The 26,963-nt window shown below is 68.0% G+C and carries 26 protein-coding genes; 18 read left to right on the forward strand and 8 right to left on the reverse strand.

The genetic code is table 11. The features are described 5' to 3' along the window. Positions 1 to 43: 43 nt before the first annotated feature. Positions 44 to 640 (reverse strand): DUF998 domain-containing protein, encoded by a 597-nt coding sequence (locus tag SMAL_RS14825; protein WP_012511769.1) that lies wholly within the window; start codon positions 638 to 640, stop codon positions 44 to 46. 124 nt (positions 641 to 764) lie between these two features. Between SMAL_RS14825 and trxA the strand changes: the two genes are divergently transcribed. The 5 genes from trxA to SMAL_RS14850 all read left to right on the forward strand — a co-directional run bounded on the left by trxA (position 765) and on the right by SMAL_RS14850 (position 6,349). Beyond that, positions 765 to 1,622, forward strand: coding sequence for a thioredoxin (gene trxA / locus SMAL_RS14830; protein WP_012511770.1), 858 nt, complete (start codon positions 765 to 767; stop codon positions 1,620 to 1,622). Positions 1,623 to 1,729: 107 nt separating this feature from the next. Next, positions 1,730 to 3,430, forward strand: a complete 1,701-nt coding sequence (locus tag SMAL_RS14835; RefSeq protein ID WP_012511771.1) for a FecR family protein — start codon at positions 1,730 to 1,732, stop codon at positions 3,428 to 3,430. Next, positions 3,427 to 5,058, forward strand: coding sequence for a CHASE2 domain-containing protein (locus SMAL_RS14840; RefSeq protein ID WP_012511772.1), 1,632 nt, complete (start codon positions 3,427 to 3,429; stop codon positions 5,056 to 5,058). The genes SMAL_RS14835 and SMAL_RS14840 overlap by 4 nt, the downstream gene beginning before the upstream one ends. A 74-nt stretch (positions 5,059 to 5,132) precedes the next feature. Further along, entirely contained in the window at positions 5,133 to 5,585 is a 453-nt protein-coding gene (locus tag SMAL_RS14845) for a DUF4442 domain-containing protein (RefSeq protein WP_006382368.1), read from the forward strand. A 47-nt stretch (positions 5,586 to 5,632) separates the two neighbouring features. Continuing rightward, complete coding sequence (locus tag SMAL_RS14850) at positions 5,633 to 6,349, forward strand: hypothetical protein (protein WP_012511773.1); 717 nt, start codon at positions 5,633 to 5,635, stop codon at positions 6,347 to 6,349. 8 nt (positions 6,350 to 6,357) lie between these two features. Here the strand turns inward: SMAL_RS14850 and SMAL_RS14855 are convergent, their stop codons facing one another. Further along, a complete protein-coding gene (locus SMAL_RS14855; protein ID WP_012511774.1) occupies positions 6,358 to 7,671 on the reverse strand; it encodes a hypothetical protein in 1,314 nt (437 codons plus the stop codon). A gap of 76 nt (positions 7,672 to 7,747) precedes the next feature. Here SMAL_RS14855 and SMAL_RS14860 point away from each other — a divergent pair, with 76 nt between their 5' ends. The 9 genes from SMAL_RS14860 to rnfB all read left to right on the forward strand — a co-directional run bounded on the left by SMAL_RS14860 (position 7,748) and on the right by rnfB (position 16,872). Next, complete coding sequence (locus SMAL_RS14860; protein ID WP_006382401.1) at positions 7,748 to 8,431, forward strand: DUF502 domain-containing protein; 684 nt, start codon at positions 7,748 to 7,750, stop codon at positions 8,429 to 8,431. Further along, complete coding sequence (locus SMAL_RS14865) at positions 8,428 to 9,213, forward strand: queuosine precursor transporter (protein WP_012511775.1); 786 nt, start codon at positions 8,428 to 8,430, stop codon at positions 9,211 to 9,213. Before SMAL_RS14860 ends, SMAL_RS14865 begins: the two co-directional genes overlap by 4 nt. A gap of 95 nt (positions 9,214 to 9,308) precedes the next feature. After that, positions 9,309 to 11,249 (forward strand): DUF885 domain-containing protein, encoded by a 1,941-nt coding sequence (locus SMAL_RS14870; RefSeq protein ID WP_012511776.1) that lies wholly within the window; start codon positions 9,309 to 9,311, stop codon positions 11,247 to 11,249. Between the two features lie 13 nt (positions 11,250 to 11,262). Then, positions 11,263 to 12,333, forward strand: a complete 1,071-nt coding sequence (locus SMAL_RS14875; protein WP_012511777.1) for a serine hydrolase domain-containing protein — start codon at positions 11,263 to 11,265, stop codon at positions 12,331 to 12,333. Then, on the forward strand, positions 12,330 to 12,734 hold the full coding sequence (gene gloA2, locus SMAL_RS14880) for an SMU1112c/YaeR family gloxylase I-like metalloprotein (RefSeq protein WP_012511778.1): 405 nt from the start codon (positions 12,330 to 12,332) through the stop codon (positions 12,732 to 12,734). Before SMAL_RS14875 ends, gloA2 begins: the two co-directional genes overlap by 4 nt. A 401-nt stretch (positions 12,735 to 13,135) precedes the next feature. Beyond that, the gene (locus SMAL_RS14885) at positions 13,136 to 13,579 is read left to right on the forward strand and encodes a DUF2147 domain-containing protein (RefSeq protein ID WP_012511779.1); all 444 of its coding nucleotides are present in this window, start codon (positions 13,136 to 13,138) and stop codon (positions 13,577 to 13,579) included. A gap of 103 nt (positions 13,580 to 13,682) precedes the next feature. Then, on the forward strand, positions 13,683 to 15,764 hold the full coding sequence (metG, locus tag SMAL_RS14890) for a methionine--tRNA ligase (protein ID WP_012511780.1): 2,082 nt from the start codon (positions 13,683 to 13,685) through the stop codon (positions 15,762 to 15,764). 78 nt (positions 15,765 to 15,842) lie between these two features. Further along, positions 15,843 to 16,433, forward strand: a complete 591-nt coding sequence (locus tag SMAL_RS14895; RefSeq protein ID WP_012511781.1) for an HAD family hydrolase — start codon at positions 15,843 to 15,845, stop codon at positions 16,431 to 16,433. A 25-nt stretch (positions 16,434 to 16,458) separates the two neighbouring features. After that, the gene (gene rnfB, locus SMAL_RS14900) at positions 16,459 to 16,872 is read left to right on the forward strand and encodes an Rnf electron transport complex subunit RnfB (RefSeq protein WP_012511782.1); all 414 of its coding nucleotides are present in this window, start codon (positions 16,459 to 16,461) and stop codon (positions 16,870 to 16,872) included. A gap of 201 nt (positions 16,873 to 17,073) precedes the next feature. Here the strand turns inward: rnfB and SMAL_RS14905 are convergent, their stop codons facing one another. Continuing rightward, positions 17,074 to 17,421, reverse strand: coding sequence for a RidA family protein (locus tag SMAL_RS14905; protein ID WP_005418155.1), 348 nt, complete (start codon positions 17,419 to 17,421; stop codon positions 17,074 to 17,076). Between the two features lie 192 nt (positions 17,422 to 17,613). On the opposite strand from SMAL_RS14905, the gene mprF reads away from it, so the two are divergent. Next, complete coding sequence (gene mprF / locus SMAL_RS14910; RefSeq protein ID WP_012511783.1) at positions 17,614 to 20,178, forward strand: bifunctional lysylphosphatidylglycerol flippase/synthetase MprF; 2,565 nt, start codon at positions 17,614 to 17,616, stop codon at positions 20,176 to 20,178. 120 nt (positions 20,179 to 20,298) lie between these two features. Here mprF and SMAL_RS14915 read toward each other — a convergent pair whose 3' ends face one another. The 4 genes from SMAL_RS14915 to SMAL_RS14930 form a co-directional block, all read right to left on the reverse strand. Further along, a complete protein-coding gene (locus tag SMAL_RS14915; protein WP_006382568.1) occupies positions 20,299 to 21,645 on the reverse strand; it encodes a virulence factor family protein in 1,347 nt (448 codons plus the stop codon). A gap of 78 nt (positions 21,646 to 21,723) precedes the next feature. After that, complete coding sequence (locus SMAL_RS14920) at positions 21,724 to 22,341, reverse strand: DUF998 domain-containing protein (protein ID WP_006382569.1); 618 nt, start codon at positions 22,339 to 22,341, stop codon at positions 21,724 to 21,726. Next, the gene (locus tag SMAL_RS14925) at positions 22,338 to 22,511 is read right to left on the reverse strand and encodes an oxidoreductase-like domain-containing protein (RefSeq protein ID WP_032971996.1); all 174 of its coding nucleotides are present in this window, start codon (positions 22,509 to 22,511) and stop codon (positions 22,338 to 22,340) included. Before SMAL_RS14925 ends, SMAL_RS14920 begins: the two co-directional genes overlap by 4 nt. A gap of 49 nt (positions 22,512 to 22,560) precedes the next feature. Beyond that, positions 22,561 to 23,163: an HD domain-containing protein gene (locus SMAL_RS14930; protein ID WP_012511786.1), complete on the reverse strand. Its 603-nt coding sequence runs from the start codon at positions 23,161 to 23,163 to the stop codon at positions 22,561 to 22,563. Positions 23,164 to 23,392: 229 nt separating this feature from the next. On the opposite strand from SMAL_RS14930, the gene SMAL_RS14935 reads away from it, so the two are divergent. Continuing rightward, positions 23,393 to 24,544 carry a transglutaminase-like domain-containing protein gene (locus tag SMAL_RS14935; protein WP_012511787.1) on the forward strand — a complete coding sequence of 384 codons (1,152 nt, stop codon included), beginning with the start codon at positions 23,393 to 23,395 and terminating at the stop codon, positions 24,542 to 24,544. 7 nt (positions 24,545 to 24,551) lie between these two features. Here the strand turns inward: SMAL_RS14935 and SMAL_RS14940 are convergent, their stop codons facing one another. Further along, on the reverse strand, positions 24,552 to 24,887 hold the full coding sequence (locus tag SMAL_RS14940) for a zinc ribbon domain-containing protein YjdM (protein ID WP_006382572.1): 336 nt from the start codon (positions 24,885 to 24,887) through the stop codon (positions 24,552 to 24,554). Between the two features lie 180 nt (positions 24,888 to 25,067). Here SMAL_RS14940 and SMAL_RS14945 point away from each other — a divergent pair, with 180 nt between their 5' ends. Together SMAL_RS14945 and SMAL_RS14950 are read left to right on the forward strand one after the other, a co-directional pair. Beyond that, on the forward strand, positions 25,068 to 26,429 hold the full coding sequence (locus SMAL_RS14945; RefSeq protein ID WP_006382573.1) for an Hsp70 family protein: 1,362 nt from the start codon (positions 25,068 to 25,070) through the stop codon (positions 26,427 to 26,429). 230 nt (positions 26,430 to 26,659) lie between these two features. Beyond that, positions 26,660 to 26,953: a YkgJ family cysteine cluster protein gene (locus SMAL_RS14950; RefSeq protein WP_050559906.1), complete on the forward strand. Its 294-nt coding sequence runs from the start codon at positions 26,660 to 26,662 to the stop codon at positions 26,951 to 26,953. The last annotated feature ends 10 nt before the right edge of the window (positions 26,954 to 26,963 follow it).

Raw genomic sequence — 26,963 nt, forward strand, 5'->3', positions numbered from 1 at the left:
CCCGCCCGCCCGATGCAGGCGCCGGCAGCGCCCGGAACCTGTCTCAGCGTGGCCGCGACAGCGGCAGGGCCAGCCAGACCGCCCAGCAGGCAAAAGCGACCCGCTGCGCCAGTGGTGCCGGCAGTACGCCCTGCAGGGCGAAGGCGGCCAGCGCCGCCAGCACGCCGCAGGCAACCGCCACCCCGCCCAACGCGCGGCCGTGCGTCTGGCGCAGCTGGGAGATGCCCAGCAACAGGGTGCCCGCGACGAAGCCCAGCACCCAGACCATCCAGGCACTGGCGTGCAGCTGGCTGGCCGGCCCGTGCAGATCGTCCACGTCCAGCGGCAGCAGGCCCATCGCGGCGAACGCCAGCCCAGCCAGCAGCAGCATCTGGCTGCCGACCCGCGGCGCCCAACCGGCCGTGGCCGGCAGGCGCCGGCGCAGGCACTCGGCCACCACCACCCCCAGCAGGCCCGGCAGCACGAAGCCCAGCAGATTGAAGGCCAGCGCGTGCGGCACGCCCTGCGCACCGAGCAGCGCCACCGGGTGGCGCGCCTGCGCGTAGCCGTCCAGGACGGCGCCGAAACCCAGCGCCGCTACTACGAACAACAGCGCGGCAGCCAGACCGGACAGGCGCAGCAACGGTGACAGGGGCGACATGCGGGCTCCGGGAACGACGTCTATGGGAAGGCCGCATTGTCAGGTATTTGCCGCAACCCGGGTTGAGACCGGCATCGATCGTCACCATAGAATCGGTCTCCAGACGCCAAACGATGCCTCCCCCATGACCGAGACGACCTACGTATTCGACGCCACCACTGCGACTTTCGAGGCCGAAGTCCTGCAGAAGTCGCTGCAGACCCCGGTGCTGGTGGACTTCTGGGCGACCTGGTGCGGGCCGTGCAAGACCCTGGGGCCGATGCTGGAAAAGCTGGCCGCTGAGTACAACGGCGCCTTCGAGCTGGCCAAGGTCGATGTCGACGCCGAACAGCAGATCGCCGCCGCTTTCCAGATCCGCTCGGTGCCCACCGTGTTCCTGGTCAAGGGCGGCCAACTGGTGGACGGCTTCCCCGGCGCCATTCCCGAAGGCCAGCTGCGTGAGTTCCTGGCCCAGCACGGCGTGGTGCCGGCCGACGTTGGCAACACCATCACCGAGGACGAAGCGCCGCTGGACCCGCAGGCACAGGTGGACGTGCTGCGTGCGCAGATCGCCGCCGAGCCGGACAAGGACGAGCTGAGGTTGGACCTGGCCCTGGCCCTGCTGCAGATCGGCGGCGTGGACGAAGCCGCCACGCTGATCGATGGCCTGCCGGCCAACCTGGCCACCGACGACCGCGCCGTGCGTGGCCGCGCCCGCCTGGCCTTCGCCGCTGCGCTGAAGGATGCCCCGGCCGCCGAAGTGCTCGAAGCGCGTATCGCCGCCGACGGCAAGGACCTCAAGGCCCGCCACCTGCGTGGTGTGCAGCTGCTGCTTGGTGGCCACGACGAGGCCGCGCTGGAACAGTTCCTGGAAATGCTGCGGATCGATCGCAGTTTCGAGGAAGGGCTGCCGCGCAAAGCGCTGATCGACGCCTTCAATGTGATCTCCGACGAGGACCTGGTCGGGCGGTACCGCCGCCGGATGGCGTCCCTGCTGTTCTGAACGGGAGCCCGCTTCGTTCAGAATCCCTGCACTGAACGCGGGCAATAATGCGCGGGATGGCGGCCGTACGGTCGCCACGATCCGTTCGGGGGGATGAGGTCGGGGCCATGGGGTCTTGCAGCTGCGCCCCCGCATTGCCGGGATTGCCAACTGTGACCTTCGTCCGCTCGCTGTCGTTTGCCATGCGCTTCCAGGGTGCGCTGCTCTGCGCCCTTCTCCTGCTGCCGGCCGTGGCCGCGGCCCAGGACTGGAACTACCGGGTCCGGCCCGGCGATACCCTGTGGGACCTGGGTGGCGTGTACCTGAAGCCTTCGGTACGCTGGCAGCAGCTGCAGCAGCACAACCGCATCGACAACCCCTACCAGCTGCCGCCTGGTCAGCTGCTGCGCTTCCCGATCAGCTGGCTGCGCACCGAACCGGCGCCGGCCCGCGTGCTGTCGGTGCGTGGCAAGGTCGAGCTGTCCGGCGCCGATGGCAGGGCTACCCGCGCCATTCTGGCTGGCGAGCAGCTGCACATCGGTGACACCATCGAGACCGAAGGCGATTCCAGCGTCACCCTCGAATTCGCCGACGCCTCGCGCCTGCAGTTGCGCGAATATTCCCGCCTGCGCCTGGATCAGCTCAGCCGCTACGGCCACACCGGCATGGTCGATACCCGCCTGCGCCTGCAACAGGGCCGTGCCAGCAACCGCGTGACGCCGGCCCGCGGCCCTGCATCGCGATACATCATTGACGCACCCACCGCTACCAGCAGCGTGCGCGGCACTGTGTTCCGGGTCAGTGCCGGCGACACCCACCATGTTGCCGCCACTGAAGTCCTGCAGGGCAAGGTACAGGTCGGCAACAACCATGGCCGGCAGCTGGTCAAGCCCGGCCAGGCCAGCCGCAGCAGCAGCGCCGACAGCGCGCCCGATGCGGTCTCCGCCCTGCTGCCGGCGCCGCAGCTGCGCAATGACGAGCTGCGCCTGGCGCCGCTGCCGACCCGGCTGGCCTGGGAGCCGGTCGACGGCGCCGCGCAGTACCGCATTGAAGTGGTGCAGGCGGCGACACCGGAGATCCTGCTGTTCGCCGCCACCACCACCGACACCCGCCTGTCGATCGGCGACCTGCCACCTGGCCAGCTGCGCATCCTGCTGCGCGCCGTCGATGCCCAGGGCGTGGAAGGCCTCGATGCCAGTGCCGACTTCGAACTCAGCGACCAGCCGCCACCGCCGTTGACGGTCGCACCGCTGCACGGCCAGACGATCAACAGTGACCGCCCGCGTTTCCGCTGGAGCCAGGCCCCCGGCGCACACAGCAGCGTGCTGCAGATCGCCGCCGAACCGACCTTCCAGCAGCCGTTGCAGGAACAGACCACTCAGAGCACCGACCTGCGCCTGGCACAGCCACTGCCGCCGGGCCAGTACTTCTGGCGGGTGGCTTCGCGCGATGGCAACGAGCACCAGGGCCGCTACGGCCAGGCACTGCCACTGCAACTGAGCAATGAACCGGTCGACCCCGCCCTGCAACCACCCGAAGCCGCGCATGGTGAGCTGACCCTGCGCTGGCAGGCCGGTAGCGAGGGCCAGCGCTACCGGGTGCAGGTGGATCGCCATGGCGACTTCAAGGCGCCGCTCGTCGACGAAACCGTGACCGAGCCGCAGGTCAGCTTCAAGCGGCCGTGGAGCGGCACCCTGCACGTGCGCGTGCAGTACATCGACGACGACGGCCACGCTGGCGAGTATTCCCCTGCCCAGCAGATCAAGCTGCCCTGCCGCCTGTGCTACGGCGCCGGTGGTGGCGCCCTGCTGCTGTGGTTGTTGTTGTGAGGCGGTCGCCGCTTCCATGGTCGAAGCGGATCGTGCTGGCACTGCTGGCAGGGATACTGACGATCGTGGCCAGCCATGGCCAATGGTTGTGGCGGCAGGACGAAGCCGCCTACGACGCGATGGTCGGCAACTGGGACTACCGCCCCGATCCCAGCGTGCTGATCGTGGCCATCGACGAGGGCAGCCTGCAGCGCATCGGCCAGTGGCCGTGGCCGCGCTCGATCCACGCACGGTTGCTGGATCGCCTGACCGATGCCGGTGCCGAGCGCGTGGCGCTGGACCTGATGCTGTCCGAACCTGACCGCCGCGCCAGCCGCCAGGATGAACAGCTGGCGGCGGCCATCCGGCGCAACGGCCGGGTGGTGCTGCCGGTCCTGGCGGCGCCCGCAGCCGGCGATCGCATGGCCGAGGAAATGCTGCCGATTCCACGGATCGCAGCCAGCGCGGCGGCGATCGGCCATACCGACGTCGAAGTGGATGGCGATGGCGTTGCCCGCGGCGTGTACCTGCACGCAGGCATCGGCCGTGCGCACTGGCCTGCACTCGGGCTGGCCCTGGCCGATCTGCCGCCAGGCGCAGTACGTGGGCTGCCCGATCCGGATCCGGGCGTGAACTCGCCCTACCAATGGCGGCGCGACGACTACGTGCGGGTGCGCTATGCCGGCCCGCCCGAACGCCTGCCCCAGGTTTCCTACGCCGACGTGCTCGATGGCCACGTGGACATGGCCATGCTGCACGGCCGTCGCATCGTGGTGGGCATGACCGCCAGCGGCGTCGCGCCGCGGCTGCTGACCCCGACCACCCGCGAATTCTGGATGAGTGGCAGCGAGTACCAGGCCAACATCGCTTCGATGCTGCTGCAGCACAAGCAGATCGACCTGCTGCCCCGCCTCTGGCAGCACGCCATCAGCGGCGTGCTGGTGGCACTGTGCGTGCTCCTGCTCGGCCTGCGCCTGCCGTGGCTGGCCGCGCTGTGCTCGCTGCCGCTGGCGCCGCTGCTGAGCTGGCTGCTGCTGCGCGCCTGCGACCTGTGGTGGGCCCCGGCCAGCGCCATGCTGGGCATTACCCTGGTGCTGCTGGCCTGGGCGACCTGGCGGATTTCGGCCTGGCACCGCCAGGCCAACCGCGATGCGCTGACCGGCCTCGGCAACCGCCTGCGCTTCGAGCAGTCGCTGCAGCAGGAATGCGATGCCGCGCGGCGCAGTGGCAAGCCGCTGAGCCTGGCGCTGATCGACGTCGACCATTTCAAGCGCCACAACGACCGCCACGGCCATCAGGTCGGCGACCGCGTGCTGCGCGATGTCGCGCGCCTGATCGGTGCGCATGCACGGCGCCCGCGCGACATGGCCGCACGCTATGGCGGCGACGAATTCGCGCTGGTGCTGCCGGATACGCCAGCCGAAGGCGCGCGCCTGGTGATCGAAGACCTGATCGCCTGCGTGCGGGCGTTGCCGGCGCCCGGTGAAAGCAGCGACGCCGACGCCGGCGTCACCCTCACCATCGGCGTGTTCACCCGCGTGCCGGACGGCGAACTGCAACCGCACGACTTCGTCGAAGGTGCCGATACCGCCCTGTACCAGGCCAAGGCCAACGGCCGCGACGGTTATGTGATCGACAGTGCGTCCTGAACACCGGCCCGGGCTACAACATACGCATGCGAATGGTTAAACTGTAAACCTCGCCCCGCGCCCCCCGGACCCGCATGAACGCCCGCCTGTTCCGCTTCGGCATCAACCTCTGGCCGCCGTTCCTGTTCACCGGCATCCACGTCACCCGGGTCTCGCCGGACTACCGGCAGATCGACGTCGAACTGCGCATGCGGCCCTGGAACCGCAACTACGTCGGCACGCATTTCGGCGGCAGCCTGTTTGCGATGACCGATCCGTTCTGGATGCTTGGCCTGCTGCACATCCTCGGCCGCGACTACTACGTGTGGGACCGCGCCGGTGCGATCGATTTCCTCAAGCCCGGCCGCGGCACCGTACGTACGTCGTTCCGCATCGATGACGCACTCCTGGACGAACTGCGCGCCGAAGCGGCCAACGGCGACAAAGTGCTGCGCTGGTTCAGCAACGACGTGGTCGATGAAAGCGGCGAAGTGGTCGCACAGGTACGCAAGCAGGTCTACCTGCGGCTGAAACCACACGCACGCTGATCGGCAGCATCGGCGCTATTCTCTGCCTCCCCGCCATGGAGGCTCCGATGCGCCCGTTCGCCCTTGCTGCACTGCTGACCCCACTATCCTTCGCCGCCCACGCACTGGATGTGCCACCGGTGCAGTACCCGACGCTGCCGGCGCAGGCGGCCGATGCGGCCGACTTCGTGCCCAAGGGCTGGACGCTGGAAACCCGACTGGAAGGTGACCTCGACCAGGATGGTCGCGCCGACCTGGTGCTGGTGTTGCGCCAGCAGGATCCGCGCAACGTCATCGAGCACGATGGCTTCGGTCCCTCTCCGTATGACAGCAATCCGCGCATCCTCGCCATCGCTTGGTCGCGCCCGTCCGGCTACGTGCTCGCGGCGCAGGACCACAGGCTGATTCCGCGCCCGGAAAGTCCCGTGCTCAGCGATCCGCTCGAAGACGGCGGGGTCAGCATCCAGCGCGGCACGCTGAGGGTGGCGTTGTTTTCGTTCGCCAGCGCAGGCAGCTGGTCGATGGGCACGACCGCGTTCACCTTCCGCTGGCAGAACGGCGCCTTCGCCCTCATCGGCTATGACCGCGATTCGGTGATGCGCAACTCCGGGCAGACCGAGTCGTTGAGCGTCAACTTTTCCACCGGCAAGGTGAAACAGGTTGAAGGCAGCATCGAGACCGATACCGACAGCGTGCGCTGGAAACCGCTGCGCAGCAGCCGGCGCTGGACGCTTGAAACGGTCGACGATGGCTGGGGATTCGATCCGTTGGCCGGCGGCGGCTGAGCCGTCCCTCAGTCGCGTGCGGCGGCTGAAGGCGCACCTGCGCTCAGTGGTACCGACAGCCAGGCGCTTTCATCATTGCTGCGCGGCGGCGAACGGCGAGGCACCTGCAGGCGGCAGCCATCGGCCGACAGCTGCGGCACGCGCACCGGCGAGCGGAACTGCGCGGGCAACCGCTGCAGCGCCTCCGTCGGGTCTTCTGCCTGCTGCCGCAGCCAGCGCTGCGCCCCCAGCAGGCGCAGCATCGCCGCAGCATCCTGGGTCCGGGACGAATACGCGGGATAGACCGGCGCCGCAATGTCGGTCAATACGCACCCCATGACGTTGGACAGGCAACCGAAATCCCGCTGCGGCGGCGCCTGCACCGGCAACGGTCGATCTGCTTCCAGCGCCGCCTTGGCGGTGGCGCCACAGGCCCAGCCGAGATTGCCGGCCACGCGTGCCAAGGTGCTGCTGCGGTCCAGCACCAGTACGCCGCCGAATTCGCTCGCCGAGGTTTCAATCGCTGCCCGGCTCATTGCGTACTCACCCTGCATCGCGCGGCACAGGCTCTGTTCGTCGGCCAGCATCGGCTGCATCGCCTGCTCGCACTCGACCGGCAAGGGATGGTCGGGGGGCAGTTCTGCCAGCATGTCGGCCAGCAGCTGGGCGTTGGCCTGGACCAGGTTGGCACCGATGATGCTTTCGACCAGGTAACTGCCCCCGGGTACCAGCCGACGGCCCAGCTGCAGGCCACGGCAACTGCCGCGCAACGCACCCTCGACGTCGCCCTGCACATAGGCCAGCGCGCGGGCGCTGGTGGCGTCCACCACCAGGCCATAGGTCGGCAACGGGACGAGAATGCCCTCGCCCTTCGGCAGGAACGGCGACACGAAGTGGTCCGCTTCAGCCAGTTGGTCCAAGCGTGTGTGCAACTGCTGATGCCCGGCATGGGCGTCCACGAAGCGTTGCGGATCGGCGCGCACCTGGGCCAGGCAGTCGCTGGCGGTCGGCCCGCAACTGGCACCCGGCCGTGAGTGCAGCTCGGCGTGGCTGGCCGCCAGGTGGGTCTGGCCAACGCCGCCGCCCCTCGGGTCGGCCGCCCAGCGCCGCGCGTCCTCGGCCAGCGCCTGCTCGCGCTGGCGGGCATCCAGCCCGTCAAACGGAAGCGTCCACAGCAGCGCATAGCCATTGCGCCCGGCCGCTGGCAGGCGTGCCTCCAGTCGATGCTGCGCCTGCACCCTCGATTCGGGCACGGGCCACATGCGCGAGGCGCACCACACCACGATCGCCAGCACCAGCAGGCCACCCAGGGTCCAGCCCAGTCCGCGCAGAATCTTCAACACAGCTTCCCTTCCATGTGCCGTTGCCGCAGTTGATCGCCCAGCGTAATCGACCGGCAGTGACCGCTACAATGCGCGCATGTCGCTCGAAGCCCCCGCCCTGGTCCCCCGCCCCTCCCTGCAGCGCCTGTTCCTGACCGGCCTGCTGACCCTGCTGCCGATCTGGCTGACCTGGGTGGTGGTCAAATTCGTGTTCGTGCTGCTGTCAGGCATTTCCAGCCCGCTGGTAGTGCCGTTGTCCGAGCAGATCGCGACAAACTTCCCGCATTACCTCGGCTGGGTCCGTGCCGAGTGGATCCAGGACACCATCGCCCTGCTCGCCACCCTGCTGGTGATCCTGGCGGTGGGCGTGGCCAGCCGCCGCGTGCTCGGCCAGCGCCTGCTGCGCTGGGTCGGCGCGGTCATCAAGCGCATTCCACTGGCCAGCATCATCTACGACAGCGCCAAGAAGCTGCTGGACATGCTGCAGACCGAGCCGGGCAGCACCCAGCGCGTGGTGCTGATCGACTTCCCGCACCGCGACATGAAGTCGGTCGGCCTGGTGACCCGGGTCATCAAGGAACACGGCACCGATCGTGAGCTGGCCGCGGTGTATGTGCCGACCACACCGAACCCGACCTCGGGCTATCTGGAGATCGTGCCGGTCGAGCTGCTGACCCCGACCGACTGGACCGTGGACCAGGCGATGAGCTTCATCATCTCCGGCGGCGCGGTTGCTCCGCCCACCGTGCCGTTCACCCGCGCCGGCGATCGCGCCGAATGACCGCGGCGCCGATCGAGCGCCCGCTGCAGGACCGTGCGGTCCTGCTGTTCATCGTGTTGGCCGCGTTCTTCTGCGGCAACGCGGTGCTGGCCGAGCTGATCGGGGTGAAGATCTTCGCCCTCGAAGACACGCTCGGCATCGATCCGCTGAACTGGAACCTGTTCGGCCAGACCGGCTCGCTCAGCTTCACCGCAGGCACTCTGTTGTGGCCGGTGGTGTTCATCATGACCGACACCATCAACGAGTTCTTCGGCAAGCGCGGCGTGCGCTTCATCTCGTGGCTGGCGGTGGTGCTGATCGGCTACGGTTTCCTGTTCGCCTTCGCAGCGATCTCGCTGGCACCGGCCAGCTGGTGGGTCACGTCGATGAACGGCCACGGCGTGCCCGACTACCAGGCTGCATTCGCGGCGGTGTTCGGCCAGGGCATGTGGACCATTGCCGGTTCGCTGGTGGCGTTCCTGCTTGGCCAGCTGATCGATGTGACGGTGTTCCACCGCATCCGCCAGGCCACCGGCGAGCGCCATGTGTGGCTGCGTGCGACCGGCTCGACCGCAATCTCGCAGGTGGTGGACAGCTTCGTGGTGATCTGGATCGCCTTCGTGCTCGGCCCGCAGCACTGGCCGACCTCGTTATTCCTGGCGGTCAGCAGTGTCAACTACGTCTACAAGATGGGCTTTGCAATCGCGCTGATTCCCTTGCTGTACCTGATGCGGCGCGCGATCACCCGCTACCTGGGCAGCGAACGTGCCGCCGCATTGCGTGCCGCCGCCGCGGCTGACTGAAGCCCCAGCGCCGGCAAGCTGACTGCGCCTTCACGCTGGCCGTACGCGGTCGGATCGTGCAAGCTCCACGGTCTGTGTTCCACGGAAGCTTCTTGATGCCGCATCCCACCCGCGTCCTGGCCGCCGCCATCGCCGCGTTGTTCCTGTTCAGTGCCGTTCCGTCGGCCGAAGCAGCGAAGAAGAAGGCCAGCCGTCCTGCCGCCGCGCAGACCCGCCAGGCCGCCAAGCCCAAGGCCAGGCCCACCCGCGCCACCGCGCCGGCCCGTGGCAGTTCGGCGCGCCGCGCTGCGCCACGTCCGGTCGCACCGGCCCGCGCCGTGCCCAAGCAGGTGCAGCTGGAGCGCCTCTACGACGAATACTGGGATGCCTCGATGCGCTTGAATCCGCTGCAGGCCACCTTCCAGGGCGAAACCCGCTACAACGACCAGCTGCCCAACATCCTGTCCCCCACCTGGCGCCAGCAGTCGCACGACTTCACTACCGAATGGCTGGGCAAGGTCGAGAAACTGGGCAATGACGGCCTGCAGGGCCAGGACCTGCTCAGCTACGAGATCTTCGTGCGCGATGCGCGCGCCTCGCTGGCCGCCGAGCGTTACCCGAGCTGGATGATGCCGATCAGCCAGTACTACAACGTCGGCAGCATCATGGCGATCCTCGGTTCCGGTGCCGGCGCACAGCCGTTCAATACCGTGCAGGACTACGACACCTGGTCGCGCCGCTCGCTGGGCATTCCCGAGCTGTTCGACCAGGCCATCGACAACATGCGGCAGGGCGTGAAAGCCGGTGTTGTGCAGCCGCGTGACCTGATGGAGAAGGTTATCCCGCAGTTGGATGCAGTGATCAAGCCGACCGCTGAGGAGAGCATCTTCTGGTCGCCGATCCGCACCATGCCGAACACCATCGCGGCCGAGGACAAGGCGCGTATCAGTGCCGAGTACAAGCGCATGATCGAACTGCGCATCATGCCGGCCTACCGTGCCCTGCGCGGCTTCATCGCCACCGAGTACCTGCCGGCCACCCGCGCCAGCAGCGGGCTGGGCGCACTGCCCGATGGCCAGGCCTGGTATGCCAACCTGATCGTGCAGACCACCGCCAGCGACCAGACCGCCACGCAGCTGCATGCACTGGGCGAACAGCGCGTGCAGGAGCTGCAGGCACAGATCGCTACGGTGATGAAGGACGCCAAGCTGCGCGGTACGCCGTCCAAGCTGCTGCGCAGCATGCGCAACGACCGCCAGTTCCAGTACGGCGACGCCAATGCGTTGATCAACCGCTACCGCCAGGTGCAGCAGCAGGTCAACGCGCGCCTGCCGCAGGTGCTGGACACCCTGCCCAAGTCCACGCTGGAAATACGCGCGGTGGAGCCCGAGCGTGCACTCACCTCCGCTGCGGCGGCCTACCAGCCGTCGCCGGCCGGGCAGCCGGGCCTTCTGTACGTCAACACCCGCGACCTGCCCAGCCGCAAGCGCTGGAGCGTGCCGGTGCAGTACCTGCATGAAGCCATTCCCGGCCACCACGTACAGCTGGGCCTGCAGCAGGAACTGGCCAAGCTGCCGCGCTTCCGCCGCCTGGGCGGCGACCTGGCCTTCGTCGAAGGCTGGGGCCTGTACGCGGAAACCCTGGGCGAGGATCTCGGCATCTACACCGACCCTTATGACCGCATCGGTTATCTGTACTCGCGCCTGCTGCGCGCGGCGCGCGTGGTGGCCGACACCGGCGTGAACGCGCAGGGCTGGAGCAAGCAGCAGGCCGTGGCCTACCTGCAGAAGACCGTGGACATGAGCAGCGATGATGCCAACGCCGAAGTCGAGCGGATCATGGCCCAGCCCGGCCAGGCGCTGTCCAACGTGGCCGGCCTGACCACCATCGTGGGCCTGCGCGACAAGGCCAAGGCACGGCAGGGTGCAGCCTTCGACCTGCGACGTTTCCACGCCGAACTGCTGAAGGACGGCTCGATGCCATTGGACGTACTGAGCCGCAAGATGGAACGCTGGATGGCGCAGCCGGCCAGCACCACGTCCACGCCTTCCTCCTGAGTCCGGAGCCGCCATGCGCCCTGCCGTCGTCCTGTTCGCCGCCGTGCTGGGCCTGCTGCCGACGACGGGCCCAGCGGCTCCGGTGCTGGCACCGCCGGATACGGGCATCGACGGTCTGATGCAGGCCTACGACGGCCAGGTGCCCGGCGCCGCCGTGCTGGTGCTGCACGACGGCAAACCGGTGTTCCGCCGCGGCTATGGTCTGGCGGTGGTGGAAGACCGCACCGCAGTCACTCCGGCCAGCAACTTCCGGCTGGCCTCGGTCAGCAAGCAGTTCACCGCCGCCGCGGTGCTGCTGCTGGTGGAGGATGGCCGGCTGGGGCTCGACCAGCCTGCCCGGCAGTGGCTGCCGGAGCTGCCCCCGGTGGCGGCAGACATGACGATCCGCCAACTGCTCTCGCACACCAGTGGCCTGCTCGATTACGAAGACCTGATGGACCCGGCCGACACCCGCCAGGTGCACGATGCCGATGTACTGGCCCTGCTGTCGCGCGCGGACCGCTTGAACTTCGCACCCGGCACGCAATACCGCTACAGCAACAGCGGCTACGCGCTGCTGGCGCTGATCGTCGGCCGCGCCTCCGGCCAGGATTTCGCGGGCTTCCTGCAGCAGCGGATCTTCCGCCCGCTGGGCATGGCCCATACCGTGGCCCACCAGGACGGCGTCGATGTGGTGGCGCAGCGTGCCTACGGCTACAGCGAGATGGACGGCCGCTGGCAGCGCACCGACCAGAGCACCACCAGCGCAGTACTCGGCGATGGCGGCATCTATTCCTCGCTGGACGACCTCGCCCGCTGGGATGCCGCGCTGTATGACGACCGCCTGCTGTCGAAGGCCTCGCGCCGCGCGATGTTCAGCCCGGCCACCGCAACCACCGAGCCGGACGTGCCGCACTACGGCTTCGGCTGGCGCCTGAACGGGCCGGTGCAGTGGCACAGCGGCGAGAGCATCGGTTTCCGCAACGTGATCGTGCGCCATCCAGAAAAGCACCTGACCGTGATCGTGCTGAGCAACCGCAACGACCCCGAACCCTATCCGCTGGCGCAGAAGATTGCCCAGCGCTGGCTGGACACCCTGCAATGAGCGATGACGCCTGCGCCCTGCTGGGCATCCACCACGCCGCACTGATCTGCAGCGACTACGCGCGCTCGAAAGACTTCTACGTGCGCATCCTCGGCCTGCAGGTGCTGGCCGAAAACCACCGTCCCGCGCGCGACTCCTGGAAGCTGGACCTGGCACTGCCCGACGGCAGCCAGCTGGAACTGTTCTCCTTCCCCTCGCCCCCGCCGCGCCCCAGCCGGCCCGAAGCCCAGGGCCTGCGCCACCTCGCATTCCGCGTCGCCATGCTGGAACCCTTCATCCAGCGCCTGGCCGCGCATGGCATAGCCTGCGAACCGATCCGCGTGGACGAATACACCGGCCGCCGCTTCACCTTCTTCGCCGACCCCGACGACCTGCCATTGGAGTTGTACGAAATTGGTTGAGCCGGTGCCTCGGGGTCAGATCCCTTTTCCATCGGAAAAGGGATCTGACCCCGTCATCGAAGCACCGGTAACGCCAGCCGGTACCCACAGATCGCTGAGAACTGTCGAAGGCGGGGTGGGTCCGGTTGCGGGGGTGTCCGCGGCATGGATGCCGCGGCCAAGCCCCCAGGGACGGGTTTACGGCGTCCCCCGCAACCGGACCCACCCCGCCATCCCACGGAATGCACGCTGTTGCTTCGGCTGTTGCTTCGGCTGTTGCTTCTGAGGTTGCCGGCCAGCGGCCGGCACTACCGCGGGTGCAGGGCGCAGCCCGGCCGAAGCCCCCTTCCCCATACCCCGCCGAATGGGTATACAGTCGACCCATACCGGCACCGTGCCGGAATGAACCCTGGGAGGGGACCATGCGCAAGACCTTCAAGACCCTGCTGCTGGCGCTGCCACTGTGCCTGGCCGCGCTCTCGGCGCAGGCCGCCGACAGCGCCGCCGGCCGCTGGAAGACCATCGACGACAAGTCCGGCAAGGTGAAGTCGATCGTCGAGATCAGCCAGGCCGCCAACGGCACGCTGACCGGCAAGGTGGTCGACATCCTGCACTCGGACAAGGGGCCGAACCCGGTCTGCGACGGCTGTGAAGGTGCCAACAAGAACAAGCCGGTGAAGGGCATGACCATCCTCTGGAACCTGAAGGCCGACGGCGCCAACAAGTGGTCCGGCGGCACCATCCTCGACCCGGCCAACGGCAAGACCTACAAGTCGAAGATGGAACTGCAAACCGGCGGCACCAAGCTGGACGTAGCCGGCTGCATCGCCTTCATCTGCCGTACCCAGACCTGGGTGCGCGAGTAAACGGCGCGGCCCGCGCAGAACCCCCGTGACCCGGCCCCGGCCGGGTCACCTCGTTGCGGGCGTGCGATACTCTGCGGTTCCCCTCGGATTCCACCCCGCGACCATGACCCGTACCGCGCTCGTCACCACCGCCCTGCCCTACGCCAACGGCCCGCTGCACCTGGGCCACCTGGTCGGCTACATCCAGGCCGACATCTGGGTGCGTGCGCGGCGAATGAGCGGCGGCAAGGCCTGGTTCGTCTGCGCCGACGACACCCACGGCACGCCGATCATGCTGGCCGCGGAAAAGGCCGGGGTCACGCCGGAAACCTTCATCGCCAACATCCAGGCCAGTCACGAACGTGACTTCGCCGCCTTCGGCGTGGCCTTCGACCACTACGACTCGACCAATTCGGCAGCCAACAAGGCGCTGACCGAGCAGTTCTACCTGAAGCTGGAAGCGGCCGGCCACATCAGCCGCCGTTCGGTGGCGCAGTTCTACGACCCCGCCAAGGGCATGTTCCTGCCCGACCGCTACGTCAAGGGCATCTGCCCGAACTGCGGCAGCGCCGACCAGTACGGCGACAACTGCGAAGTCTGTGGCGCCACCTATGCGCCGACCGACCTGAAGGAGCCGCGCTCGGTCGTCTCCGGCGCCACGCCGGAAATGCGCGATTCGGAGCATTTCTTCTTCGAGGTCGGCCACTTCGATGGCTTCCTGCGCGACTGGCTGGCCGGCGATGTCGCCCTGCCGGGCGTGAAGGCCAAGCTGGGTGAGTGGCTCAATGCCGAAGGTGGCCTGCGCGCCTGGGACATCTCGCGCGATGCACCCTACTTCGGCTTCGAGATTCCCGGCCAGCCGGGCAAGTACTTCTACGTCTGGCTGGACGCGCCGATCGGCTACCTGTCCAGCTTCCAGACCCTGTGCAGCAGGATCGGCGAAGACTTCGAGGCGCACCTGCGCGCCGGCACCAGCACCGAGCTGCACCACTTCCTCGGCAAGGACATCGTCAACTTCCACGGCCTGTTCTGGCCGGCGGTGCTGCATGGCACCGGCCACCGCGCACCGACCCGCCTGCACGTCAACGGCTACCTGACCGTGGACGGTGCCAAGATGAGCAAATCGCGCGGCACCTTCGTGATGGCGCGTACGTTCCTCGATGCCGGCCTGGAACCGGAAGCGCTGCGTTATTACTTCGCGGCGAAGTCTGGTGGCGGCGTCGACGACCTCGACCTGAACCTGGGTGACTTCATCGCGCGCGTCAATGCGGACCTGGTCGGCAAGTTCGTCAACCTCGCCAGCCGCTGTGCCGGTTTCATCAGCAAGCGCTTCGACGGCCTGCTGGCTGCGCAGCTGCCCGACGCGGCCCAGTACCAGCGCTTCGTCGATGGCCTGGCACCGATCCGAGAAGCCTACGAGCGCAACGACCCGGCCGCCGCCATCCGCCTGACCATGACCCTGGCCGATGAAGCCAACCGCTACATCGATGATGTGAAGCCATGGGTGATCGCCAAGCAGGAAGGCGCCGACGCGCAGCTGCAGGCGGTGTGCAGCCAGGGCCTGAACCTGTTCCGCGTGCTGGTCACCGCACTGAAGCCGGTGCTGCCCGCCACCGCCGCACAGGCCGAAGCCTTCCTGGCCGCACCGGTGAACGACTGGACCGAACTGGCGCAGCCGCTGCTGGGCCATCGCATCACCGATTACACCCCGCTGTTCACCCGTATCGACCCGAAGAAGATTGACGCCATGATCGACGCCTCCAAGGACACCCTGCAGACCACCGCCGCTGCAGCCCCCACCGCCAAGAACGAAGCTGCCAAGCCCGCCGCGCCGGCCGCCGCCAAAACCGAAGCGAACAACGCCGATGCACCGGCCACGATCGGCATCGATGACTTCGCCAAGCTCGATCTGCGCATCGGCAAGGTGCTGGTGTGCGAGTTCGTGGAAGGCTCGGACAAGCTGCTGCGCTTCGAACTGGACGCGGGCGAACTGGGCAAGCGCCAGATCTTCTCCGGCATCCGCGGCAGCTATGGCGAGCCGGAAAAGCTGGTCGGCCGCAGCGTGGTGTTCATCGCCAACCTGGCCCCGCGCAAGATGCGCTTCGGCCTGAGCGAAGGCATGATCCTGTCGGCCGGTTTCGACGGCGGCGCGCTGGCGCTGCTGGACGCCGACAGCGGCGCACAGCCGGGCATGCCGGTCCGCTGATGCCTGCAGCGGGCGTGGCCACCGCCGCGCCCGCCGGCAGCACCGGCCACCGGAAGCAACGCGATGGGAGGCAACGGAATGGAACTGGCGCTGTTCGACTTCGACCACACCGTGACCACCTGCGATACCTATGGCCGCTTCCTGCGCCGCGTCGCCACGGCCGAACAGCTGGCACAGGCATGGTGGAAGATCGGCCCGTGGCTGGCTGCGTACAAGCTGAAGCTGATCTCGGCAGAACGCATCCGCGCACGCGTCACCCGCCTGGCCTTCAGCGACCGCCACAGCGATGACATCACCACGCTGGCGGCCGGTTTCTCGCGTGATGTGCTGCCCGAAGTGGTGCGGCCGGAGATGCTGGAGCAGATCCGCTGGCACAAGGAACAGCAGCATACGGTGGTGATCGTGTCCGGTTCGCTGGACCTGTACCTGAAGCCGTGGTGCGAGCAACTGGGCCTGCAGCTGATCTGCAACCGGCTGGAAAGCCATGACGGTCGCCTGACCGGTCGTTATGCGGGCGGCGACTGTGGCCCGCGCAAGGTCGAGCATATCCGCCGCCGGTTCGATCTGTCGCGTTACGTGCGCATCCACGCCTACGGCGACAGTTCCGAAGACCGGCCGATGCTGGCGCTGGCGCACGAGCGCTGGTTCCGTGGCAAACCCCTGAAGTAACCCCAACGCGCAGCCTTCGCCACGCATGAGCCTGATCCCGCCCCTGACCGAACGCCTGGACCGCTTGCTGCCGCAGACCCAATGCGGGCAATGCGGCTACGACGGCTGTCGCCCGTATGCGCAGGCAATGGCTCGTGGCGAAGCGAACGTGGACCGCTGCCCACCCGGTGGCGACGCAGGCGCACGGGCGTTGGCACAGGTGCTGGGCGTGCCTGCGGTTGCGTTCGACCGCACGCGCGGCGAACACAAGGCGCCGCAGGTGGCATTGATCGTGGAAGCCGACTGCATCGGCTGCACCAAGTGCATCCAGGCCTGCCCGGTGGATGCCATTGTCGGCGGTGCCAAGTACATGCACACGGTCATTGCCGATCTGTGCACCGGTTGCGAGCTGTGCATTCCACCGTGCCCGGTGGACTGCATCGAGCTGGTGCCAACGTAGCCACCAGACCAACCGGCAGTGGAGCGGCGGGGTAGAGTCGACTGTCAGTCGACTGCTCTTCGTTCCGACGGCGTAAAACCCCGCGCTGCGCGCGATAGTCGACTACCAGTCGACTCTACCCAGCCGCGCTTGCCCAGCCAGCGCCAACCTTAGGGGTCAGATCCCTTTTCCAACGGAGAGGGATCTGACTCCGTACAAGGGCTACGGCACGGCCGCCGTCACCACGATCTCGACCTTCCACTCGGCGTGGGCCAGCTTGGCTTCGAACGTTGCGCGGGCCGGCGTCGCGCCCTCGACCACCCACTCGTCCCACGCCTTGTTCATGCCATCGAAATCGGCGATGTCGGCGAGGAAGACTTCCGCACGCAGCACGTGCTGGCGATCACTGGCCACCAGCGCCAGCAGCTTGTCGATCTCGGCCAGCACCTGCCGGGTCTGTCCGGTGATGTCCTGGCTGGTGTCTTCGGGAATCTGGCCTGAGAGATAGGCGACCTTGTTGTACACGGTCATTTCGGACATGCGCGGTCCGACGTCGTAACGCTCCATCATGGGCGTGGCTCCTGCGGGTGATCAGGCCTGCATTGTCCTCCAAACCGACCAACGGTGGGTGCATGGACGCCCTGTACGCAATGCCACTACCGGCCTCCGACAGTTCTGCTGGTCAAATGCCCGCGACAGGCGCACGATGCGCCACGCCCGCGTTGACACCGCCCTCGCCCCTGCTGCCGCACCCTTGCGCCGATGACCGCCCCCTCCGATTCCATCGCTCCCCCTTCCACGCCCACCTGGAAGCGGGTCGCCACCATCGTCATCCCGCTGCTGATCCTGGCACTGGCCCTGCATGGCCTGGCCGGTGAATTCGACGAGCATGGCTACCGTGCCATCCGCCAGGCCTTCCGCCAGCTCAGCGGCACCCAGATCGCGCTTACCGTGGTACTTGGCCTGGCCAGCTACGCCTGCCTGATCGGCTTCGACGCCATCGGTCTGCGCCGCAGCGGCATCCGCGTGCATCCAGCGCGCATCGGCATCACCGCTTTCCTCGCGCATACCCTCGGCCAGACCGTGGGCTTTGCCGCGCTGACCGGCGGCGCGGTACGCCTGCGCGGCTACCGCAGCGCCGGCCTGGACCTGGCGCAGATCGGGCAGGTGGTGCTGATGAGCACGCTCGGTTTCGTGTTCGGTGCGTGGCTGTTGATCAGCGTGGCGCTGTGCATGGAGCCGGCAGCCGCGGCATTGGCGTTGCCGTTGAATCCAGACGCGGTGCGCGTGGTCGGCGTGGCCGCCCTGCTCGCATTTGTGGGCACCGTGCTGCTGGTCGGCCGCGAGGGACGGCAGTTCAGCGTGTTCGGCCATGCACTGTGGTTGCCCGACCGCCGCACCATGCTGGGTGTCACCGTACTCAGCGTCATCGAGCTGGTGCTGGCCAGTGCTGCGTTCTATGTGCTGCTGCCCGACTCCACGCCCACCGGCCTGCCCGGCTTCGTCGGCCTGTACCTGGTGGCGGTGCTGGCCGGCCTGGTCTCGACCGTGCCGGCGGGCCTGGGCGTGTTCGAGTGGAGCCTGCTGAAGCTGCTGCCGCAGGTAGCCCCGGCAGCGGTGCTGGCCGCAGCGCTGATCTACCGCGTCACCTACTACGTGCTGCCGCTGCTGCTGGCCACCCTGCTTGCCCTTGCGCCCGCGCTGCGGCAACCGCTGCAGGCCAGTGCCGGAGCAACCCGTGCCGGCTGGAACGCGCTGCGCCCGTGGCTGCCGCAGATCATCGCGCTGGCCGTGTTCAGCATCGGCGCCGCGCTGGTCATCGATGGCACGCTGCCAACGCCACGCCGCCATCTGGTCGGCGCTTCGCTGCCGATCCTGGAAACCTCGCACCTGATCGGCAGTCTCAGCGGTGTCGCCCTGCTGCTGATCGGACAGGGTCTGGCGAGGCGCAGCCATGCCGCGTGGATGCTGGCGATGGCGGTGTGCGTGATCACCCCGCTGCCGTTGTGGCTGCGCGGTGGCCAACTGCTGATCGCCGTTTCTGCGCTGCTGGTGGCGATGGCGCTGTGGGCCGCACGCCGCGAGTTCTACCGCCAGGGTGCACTGCTCGATGAAGCCTGGTCATGGCCATGGCTGCGCAACCTCGGGCTGGTGCTGGTGGCGGTCACTTGGCTGCTGTTCTTCACCTACAGCCACGTCGAGTACCAGAACGAGCTGTGGTGGCAGTTCGCGGTGTCGGGCAATGCACCGCGCGCGCTACGTGCGTTGCTGGTGGTCGCGATCGCGCTGGTGATGTTCGGCCTGGCGCGATTGCTGCACAGCACGCGCAGCCCACTGCGACCCGCCGACGAGGCTACGTTGCAGTCACTGGCACCCGTGCTGGCTGGCGCCACTGATACCCAGGCCTGCCTGGTGCTGACTGCCGACAAGGCAGTGCTGCGCGATGAGGCCAAGCAGGGGTTTGTGATGATGCAGCGCTATGGCGGTTCGCTGATCGCCATGGGCGATCCGGTCGGTCCACCGGATGTGGCGCGCGCCTTGATCTGGCGCTTCCGCGAGGAAGCCGACCGGCTCGGGCTGCGGCCGGTGTTCTACCAGGTCGGTGAAACCTATTGGCAGACCTATCTCGACCTCGGCCTGGGCCTGGTCAAGCTGGGCGAAGAAGCGATGGTACCGCTGCATGATTTCGGGCTGGAGGGACGCGAGCGTGCCGACCTGCGCCAGGCCTGGAACCGCGGCAAGCGCAGCGGCCTGTCCTTCCGCGTGGCATCGGTGGAAGAGATCCCAAGCCTGCTGCCGCGCCTGCACGCGATCTCCAACGCATGGCTGGAAGACAAGGCCGGCGACGAGAAGGGCTTCTCGCTCGGCAGTTACGACCCGGATTACCTGGTGCGCTTCCCGGTGGCACTGGTCGAGGCCGAGGGCCAGATCGTGGCGTTCGCCAACCTGTGGCAGGCACCGGCCGGTGCCGAGCTGTCGGTGGACCTGATGCGCCACGTCAACGAGGCTCCGAAGGGCACGATGGACTTCCTCTTCATCGAGCTGTTCCTGTGGGGCCGCGCACAGGGCTATGCGCGTTTCTCGCTGGGCATGGCGCCGTTGTCCGGGCTGGCCCAGCATCGACTGGCCGGGCGCTGGAACCGGCTGGCCGGCCTGCTGGCACGGCACGGCGAGCGCTTCTACGGGTTCAGTGGCCTGCGCCGCTTCAAGTCCAAGTTCGACCCGCAATGGCGGCCGCGTTATCTGGCCGCCCCCGGTGGCATGCACCTGCCGGCCGCGCTGCTCGATGCCACCCGGCTGATCTCGCTGGATCCGCGGCGGAATTGAGCGCGCCGGTGCCGCCGGGCATGGCCCGTCGCTACCGGGTCAACGGCACACCCCGGCATCGTCACCAGGCCGATGCAGCACGCGGGTAGCGCCGGGCCATGCCCGGCGGATTGCCGCAGGTCATGCGCCGCCCTTGAGAATCACTTCGGCGAGGCGGTCATAATCGCCACCGAAATGGTGATCGCCGGGCAGCTTCACTTTCTTCACGCCGTCATTGGCCGGCAGATCCGGGCACAGCGCATCTTCGTCCTTGTCGCCATACACGCACATGGTCTTTGCTGCCGGCAGCCTGGCCACTTCCGGTGCGATCGGCAGGCCGTCGCCACCTCCGCCCAGCCAGTTGCTGACGTGGAATTCGAAGTCGGCCTTCTTTCCTACCGACAGCAGCACGATACGATCCAGTGAGTCGCGCGTACCGGCATCGAGCTGGTTGATGGTGGCCGGCAGTACATCGGCGCCCTGCGAGAAGCCGATCAGCATCACCTTGCTGCGATGCCACTGGGTGCGGTAGTGGTCGATGATCTTCTGCAGGTCACCGGCAAAGCCCTTCGGCGTGCGCTCGCTCCAGAAGTAGCGCAGCGAATCAATGCCGACCACTGCCACGCCCTGCTCGTTGAGCGCAGACGCCACGTCCTTGTCCAGGCCGGCCCAACCGCCGTCACCGGAGACGAACACTGCCAGCGTGTCACCGTTGCCGGAGGCCGGCACTTCCACCACCGGCAGCCCCTTCAGCACGGCTGGTGGCGGGGCCAGGCTGATGCCCGCCTGTGCGCCGATCACCCGCGCCGCAGCCACCAGCCCGGGTGATGCATCACCACGCGTGGTGCGCTTGAACTCGCGCGCCATCGCGACCTGCTGCACGAACGCGCTGGCCTGGCCGACCTTGCAGCCGCGGTCACCGGCCGCGCTCAGCCACGGGAAATTCAGTTCGGCCGGTTGCAGCGCGTTGTGCTTGACCCCATCGCCGCAGACCATGCGCTGATGGTTGTGGCCGGGGCAGAAGCCGGTGGTCAGCAGGCCGGCGAACACCTGGGTGTCGGCCTGGGCCGCCAGCGTGTAGGCCATCTCGGCACCTTCGCCATCACCGCCGACCAGCGGCAGGTGGTAGCCGGGCAGATGCAGGGAGGCCTGCAGCCAGCGCGAGAAATTCTCCACGTCGCCGGAGCCGAACGAACAGGTCGGATCACCTTCGCGCTTGAGCACCCCGCGCAGGTGCGCGATGTCCACCGCCGCGACCAGCGCGCCGTCTGCCCGCAGGGCCTCGATCGGCAGGCGGCTGGTGTCGCCACCGGCGGCGGGCTCATGGAACCAGATCACCACACGCTGCGGCGTGCCGGCCGGCATGTGCACCGGGATCTGCTCGAAGCGCCCATGACTGAACTGCTGTGTGGTGACCGCCGCTGTCGCCGGCAGTGCAGCCAGCGCCAGTACCACTCCCATTGCCCTGCCCAGCCCTGCATGCTTCATGTCGCAACCCCGGTGGAATGCGCACACGATACGCCGCTGCCACGTGCACGGCATGTACCGGCGCAGTCCGTTGGGGATTCAGTCGGCTGCGGCCTGGCGGCTGCGGCGGTACAGCGCCAGGGCCAGGTACAGCAGCCAGCCCACGATCACCGCGATCACCACCTTCTGCCCCAGCCCGCGCGGCGGCCCGGCGCGCCACAGCACATGCAGCCACAGCAGCACGAAAGCCAGCCACGCCCAGCCCCAGAGCAGGCCGGCAGCGGTCTTCCAGCCCGGTTCGCGGCGCAGGTACCAGGCCTGCAGCAGCATGCCGACGCTGGCACACAGGAACGCGGTGTTGGCCGCCAGCCCATGGATGAACGGTGCCAGCAGCGGTGTTGCCTCGGGCAACCAGCTGTCGCCGATGGCGACCGTGGCCAGGCCCAGCGCCGACACCGTGAACAACAACGGCGCCGCCGAACTGCGTCGTGGGCCGACGCTGCCGCGATACAGCGCGATGCCCAGCACGGCGATCGCCAACGCCAGCAGGCAGTACGCACTCCGCAGCAGCAGCCCCCACGGTCCGTGCAGGTAGAGGCTGAGCGTTGCCCGCACCCAGTCCAGGTCGGTGCGTGCGAACTGGGTCCACAACGCTGTGGCCACGAACAGCAGCAATGCCACCATCGCCAGCAGCGCCGCAGGCCGCATGCGGCTCATGGCGTTGCCTCCGGATGCCGCGTCTTCCATTCGGCCAGCGCCTTGCGATAGCGCTGCAGCTCGTCGGCATACAGGTCGAGTACGCACAGCGGGCAGCCACTGCCACAGCATTCGTTGGGACCGGGCTCTTCCGGCGGCACGGGGCGGGGATCGGGATCAGGGACGGACACGGTGGCAAACGGCAATCGGTGGAAACAGGCCCCAGTGTAACGGGCCGGCTCAGGCGCCCAACTGGCGGCGCAGGTTTTCGCGAGCCGCGGCGTCCAGGCGCTGGTGGAAGAATTCGCTGAGGAAGATCCGCGGCGCGCGCAGCAGGCCCTGCAGGAATCGACGCCGGCCGGCACGATACAGGAAGCCCGGCACCACGCCCTTGTACTCCTCGGCCACACCGCGGTCGTAGGCCGTGAACACCGGTTCCGGCGCGGCCAGGATCGCCATGTCGCAGTCCAGGAACAAGGCCGCCTCGGCGTCGACATCGTCCGGCCCCAGCGCGCCATGGCGTGCGGTCAGCAGGATCAGCTGCTCCACCCGGGCGGCATCGACATCGGCCAGTTCCGGCGCCTGCGCGATGGCCTGCACCGCCAGCTGTGCCGAACGTGCCTCGTTGTCCTTGCGCCCGGCCTGGTAGACCGCATCGTGGTAGAGCACGGCCAGATAGACCTCGGCCGGTTGCTGCCAGCCCGGGCCCTCGGCTACCTCCTGGCAGTGCTGCAGCACCGCGCGCACATGGCCGAAGTGGTGGTAGGCCCGTGGCGGCGTTGCATAGCTGTCCTGCAGCGCCTGCCACTGCGCCGGTGCAAGCGTCAGCGGAGAGAAGTCCATGCCCGGATCATCATGCCTGGACCGACGCCGGGCAAGCTGGCGGTTTTTTCACCACACGCTCACGACGCTGGCCGGGCGCGGCCTGGAGGCGGTTGTCCACAGCTTTGTTGAGCGCTGGTCCACACCGCTTGTGGATGGATGGCGCTGCCGACCAACGGTGACGCCGACGCCCCCGTCGCAGGCCTACACTCGCCTCAGGCGGGAGCGCCCGCCGCTGCCGGGAGTCGTCATGTACCGTCCTGCCGCCCGCCTTCTCGCACTGGTCCTGGCCGTTTCCGTATCAGCACCTGCCCTTGCCCAAGGTCAGGCCGGAACCGACGCACCGGGCAGCCCCCGCATCGCTTCCAGCACCAGCATTCCCTCGCCCGATCAGGTCTTCGCGATTCCCCCGGCAATGCGCGCGATGCTGCAGAAGCAGGTGATCGATCGCAGTTCTTCGCGCGAGCAACGCCTGCAGGCGCTGGTGGAGATGATCTTCGACCGCCAGGGCCTGGACCTGCAGTACGACGCCAACGCGACCTACACCGTGGATGAAGTCTGGCAGCAGCGCCGTGCCAACTGCCTGGCCTTCACCCTGATGTTCGTTGCGCTGGCACGCGAGGCGGGCATCCAGGCACGTGTGCAGGAGGTCGGCCAGGTGGTGTCGTGGTACCAGGACCAGGAAAACGGCGTGGTCTACAGCGTTGGTCATGTCAATGCAGGTGTCGAGATGTCCGGGCGCTACGGCACGGTCGACCTGGACCGCAATGTGCTTTACGACCGGCACGGTCCGCAGCCGGTCAGCAAAGCGCGTGCATTGGCGCACTTCTACAACAACCGGGGCGCAGAGCAGATGGCCGAAGGTGATCTCGCCGGGGCGCGAGCCTTCTTTGACGCCTCGGTGGCACAGGACCGCGCGTTTCCTTCGGTCTGGAACAATCTCGGCGTACTGGACAACCGCGAGGGTGATATCGACGCCGCGAAGCGGGCGCTGGACAAGGCCCTGCAACTGGACGGCCGCCAGGACGCCGCACTGAACAACGCCAGTGCGCTGTACCGCAGGCTGGGGCTGGTCGCGCAGGCCGAGGCGTTGGAACGACGGCTGAAGTCGGTGCAACGCGAGGACCCCTTCGCGCAGTACATGCTGGGCACGCAAGCCGAGCGCGCCGGAAAGCTGGAGGAGGCGATCCGCTATTACCGGCAGGCAGTACGCCTGTACGACACCGCGCACCAGTTCCACTTCGGGCTGGCGCGGGCGTACTTCCTGACCGGCCAGCTCAAGCGCGCCGACCGTGAACTGACCCGCGCACAACTGCTGGGCGGTGCGCCGGAACAGGCGCGTTACCAGGCCAAGCTGGACAGCCTGGCCCGTTGGCGCGCGCAGCAGCAGGCCCGGCGCTGAACGCCGGTCAGGCCTTCTTGAGGAAGCAGGTCTTCAGCACCAGGCCCTTGATCTTGTCCGAGTTGCCTTCGATGTGCTCGGCATCGTCCTCGACCAGGCGGATGTTGCGGATCACGGTGCCCTGCTTGAGCGGGATCGAAGAGCCCTTCACCTTCAGGTCCTTGATCACGGTGACGGTGTCGCCGGCCTGCAGGGTGTTGCCGTTGCTGTCACGCACGACCAGGGTCGAACCGGAACCTTCATCGGCGGTCCACTCGAAGCCACAGTCGGCGCAGATCCACAGCGCGCCATCGGCATAGGTGTTTTCCAGGGTGCACTGCGGGCAGGCGGGAACAGAAGACATCGGCAAGTACCTCGAAATGAATCAACAGCCGCCATTGTAACCGCCCGGCCTTTTTCCCCATTTCCACAGGTGATGCGTGGGGGCGCCCCGGCCCTGTCCGGCCGGGGAAGACGCAGGAACTTGCAGTCGGCCGCGAACTGCAGCAGAGTGCGCGGCCCCTGATCGTCCCCGGAACTCCCCATGCGCCTCGGCATCGACTTCGGTACCAGCAACTCCGCCGCCGCCATCGTGCATGAAGGGAAACTGCTGCCGATCCGCTTCGGTGACGCCGAGCAGTTCCGCACCAGCGTGTACTTCCCCGGCGTGGTCCCCGACCCGGACGACTTCCAGCTCGACGACGGCCAGGAACACCAGCTGCAGCAGATGATCGACAGCGCCGCGCGCGCGGCCCGCGCCGCCGGCCAGGAACGCACGCCGCAGGCGCTGCGCCGGGAAGCCCTGCGCGCGTTGCGCCGCGAGTGGATGGAAGCCCGTGCCGGCCAGGAACGCAGTGCCAGCGACCTGCTGCAGAACGCGGTCTACGGCGATGAGGCACTGGAAGCGTACTTCGAAGAACACGAGGGCAACCTGGTGCAGAGCCCGAAGTCGATGCTGGGCTACAACCTGCACCCGCGCGCCAGGCAGACCATCACCGGCATCGCCGCGCATATCCTCGAACACATCCGCCTGACCGCCGGCGCCCAGCTCGGCCGTCCGCTGCGTGCCGCCCTGCTCGGCCGCCCGGTGCAGTTCCGCAGCTCGATCGGCGCTGCAGGCAACGACCAGGCGCTGGACATCCTGCGCGAAGCCGCCGCCCAGGCCGGCTTCGACCAGATCGATTTCCTTGAAGAACCCGCCGCAGCGGCCATGCATTACCACGCCGAAAGCCGCGAGCGGCATCAGGCCGTGATCGTCGACATCGGCGGCGGTACCACTGACATTGCACATGCCGAAGTCGGCGGCGACGACGCACCGCGCATCCACCGCGCCTGGGGTATCGCCCGCGGCGGTACCGACATCGACCTGGCGCTGAGCCTGTCCAGCTACATGCCGCTGTTCGGCCGCGGCATCACCCGCGTGCCCACCCACCACTACGTGGAGGCGGCCACCGTGCAGGACATGACCCGGCAGCGCGATTTCCGCCAGCACAGCTACGACCACGTTGACGCCCCCTGGGGTGCACGCCTGCAGGCCCTGCAGGACACCGGCAACACCGCGCGCCTGTACCGCGATGTCGAACGCGCCAAGATCGCCCTCAGCGCCGCCAGTGAACACCGCAGCACGCTGGATTACATCGCCCGCGACCTGCATGCCGACAGCAGCGCCGATGGCCTGGCCGCCGCCGCGCATGGCTACCTGGAGCAGATCCGGGAACTGCTGGCCCAGGTCCGCAATGACATTGGCGGCGACCCGGATGCGGTGTTCCTGACCGGCGGCATGTCCCGCGCCGGCTACCTCCGCAAGGCAGTGGCCGAGGCCTTCCCGGGTGCCGACATGGTCCATGGCGAGCCCTCGCTGGGCGTGGTCCAGGGCCTGGCGCTGGCGGCAGCCAGCCGGGATTAACAAAACGTTACGCGGTCTGCGCTAACCTTGGCCGGCTAGAAAACCGCTGCACCGTCCACTGGCCTCGCCGGTGTGTGTACCCATGGTGCAGCTTGGCCCGCCCAGCGGGTCTGGCGACCATGCCCTCTGGCTCGATCATGGTCCGCGTACTACCCGAGCCGCCATCGAGACCCGCTTTGGGCACCCGCCAGGCCCCTGTGGCCGTACAACCTGACGCTGAACCAGCACCCATCGACTGCCGCCGTTGTGACGCGGTCTGTTGCCGGTTGCCGGTCCTGCTGCAGCCCGGCGACCACGTGCCCGGCCAGTTCCTGTCGCGCGACACCCACGGCCGTGCCGTGATGGCGCGCAACGAGGAAGGCTGGTGTGCGGCAATCGATCCGTATCACCTGCGCTGCACGATCTATTCGCAGCGCCCGGCGATCTGCCGCCAGTTCTCGATGGGCGGCGACGACTGCCGCCGCGAGCGGCAGGACTACCTGCGCCAGGCCGAGTCCTGCGCGCTTTCCTCCCCTTCCACCTGACAGGAGCCAC

Source organism: Stenotrophomonas maltophilia R551-3, assembly GCF_000020665.1.
Taxonomy (GTDB): Bacteria; Pseudomonadota; Gammaproteobacteria; order Xanthomonadales; family Xanthomonadaceae; genus Stenotrophomonas; species Stenotrophomonas maltophilia_L.

Excerpts from the sequence above, each read along its gene's own strand:
- SMAL_RS14860 (WP_006382401.1), top strand. The coding sequence starts at position 7,748 with ATGTCGCTCGAAGCCCCCGCCCTGGTCCCCCGCCCCTCCCTGCAGCGC.
- trxA (WP_012511770.1), top strand. The coding sequence starts at position 765 with ATGACCGAGACGACCTACGTATTCGACGCCACCACTGCGACTTTCGAG.
- SMAL_RS14915 (WP_006382568.1), bottom strand. The coding sequence starts at position 21,645 with ATGAAGCATGCAGGGCTGGGCAGGGCAATGGGAGTGGTACTGGCGCTG.
- gloA2 (WP_012511778.1), top strand. The coding sequence starts at position 12,330 with ATGAGCGATGACGCCTGCGCCCTGCTGGGCATCCACCACGCCGCACTG.
- SMAL_RS14845 (WP_006382368.1), top strand. The coding sequence starts at position 5,133 with ATGAACGCCCGCCTGTTCCGCTTCGGCATCAACCTCTGGCCGCCGTTC.
- mprF (WP_012511783.1), top strand. The coding sequence starts at position 17,614 with ATGACCGCCCCCTCCGATTCCATCGCTCCCCCTTCCACGCCCACCTGG.
- SMAL_RS14940 (WP_006382572.1), bottom strand. The coding sequence starts at position 24,887 with ATGTCTTCTGTTCCCGCCTGCCCGCAGTGCACCCTGGAAAACACCTAT.
- SMAL_RS14920 (WP_006382569.1), bottom strand. The coding sequence starts at position 22,341 with ATGAGCCGCATGCGGCCTGCGGCGCTGCTGGCGATGGTGGCATTGCTG.
- SMAL_RS14885 (WP_012511779.1), top strand. The coding sequence starts at position 13,136 with ATGCGCAAGACCTTCAAGACCCTGCTGCTGGCGCTGCCACTGTGCCTG.
- rnfB (WP_012511782.1), top strand. The coding sequence starts at position 16,459 with ATGAGCCTGATCCCGCCCCTGACCGAACGCCTGGACCGCTTGCTGCCG.
- SMAL_RS14835 (WP_012511771.1), top strand. The coding sequence starts at position 1,730 with ATGGGGTCTTGCAGCTGCGCCCCCGCATTGCCGGGATTGCCAACTGTG.
- SMAL_RS14935 (WP_012511787.1), top strand. The coding sequence starts at position 23,393 with ATGTACCGTCCTGCCGCCCGCCTTCTCGCACTGGTCCTGGCCGTTTCC.
- SMAL_RS14895 (WP_012511781.1), top strand. The coding sequence starts at position 15,843 with ATGGAACTGGCGCTGTTCGACTTCGACCACACCGTGACCACCTGCGAT.
- SMAL_RS14905 (WP_005418155.1), bottom strand. The coding sequence starts at position 17,421 with ATGATGGAGCGTTACGACGTCGGACCGCGCATGTCCGAAATGACCGTG.
- SMAL_RS14865 (WP_012511775.1), top strand. The coding sequence starts at position 8,428 with ATGACCGCGGCGCCGATCGAGCGCCCGCTGCAGGACCGTGCGGTCCTG.
- SMAL_RS14870 (WP_012511776.1), top strand. The coding sequence starts at position 9,309 with ATGCCGCATCCCACCCGCGTCCTGGCCGCCGCCATCGCCGCGTTGTTC.
- SMAL_RS14825 (WP_012511769.1), bottom strand. The coding sequence starts at position 640 with ATGTCGCCCCTGTCACCGTTGCTGCGCCTGTCCGGTCTGGCTGCCGCG.
- SMAL_RS14930 (WP_012511786.1), bottom strand. The coding sequence starts at position 23,163 with ATGGACTTCTCTCCGCTGACGCTTGCACCGGCGCAGTGGCAGGCGCTG.
- SMAL_RS14945 (WP_006382573.1), top strand. The coding sequence starts at position 25,068 with ATGCGCCTCGGCATCGACTTCGGTACCAGCAACTCCGCCGCCGCCATC.
- metG (WP_012511780.1), top strand. The coding sequence starts at position 13,683 with ATGACCCGTACCGCGCTCGTCACCACCGCCCTGCCCTACGCCAACGGC.
- SMAL_RS14850 (WP_012511773.1), top strand. The coding sequence starts at position 5,633 with ATGCGCCCGTTCGCCCTTGCTGCACTGCTGACCCCACTATCCTTCGCC.
- SMAL_RS14875 (WP_012511777.1), top strand. The coding sequence starts at position 11,263 with ATGCGCCCTGCCGTCGTCCTGTTCGCCGCCGTGCTGGGCCTGCTGCCG.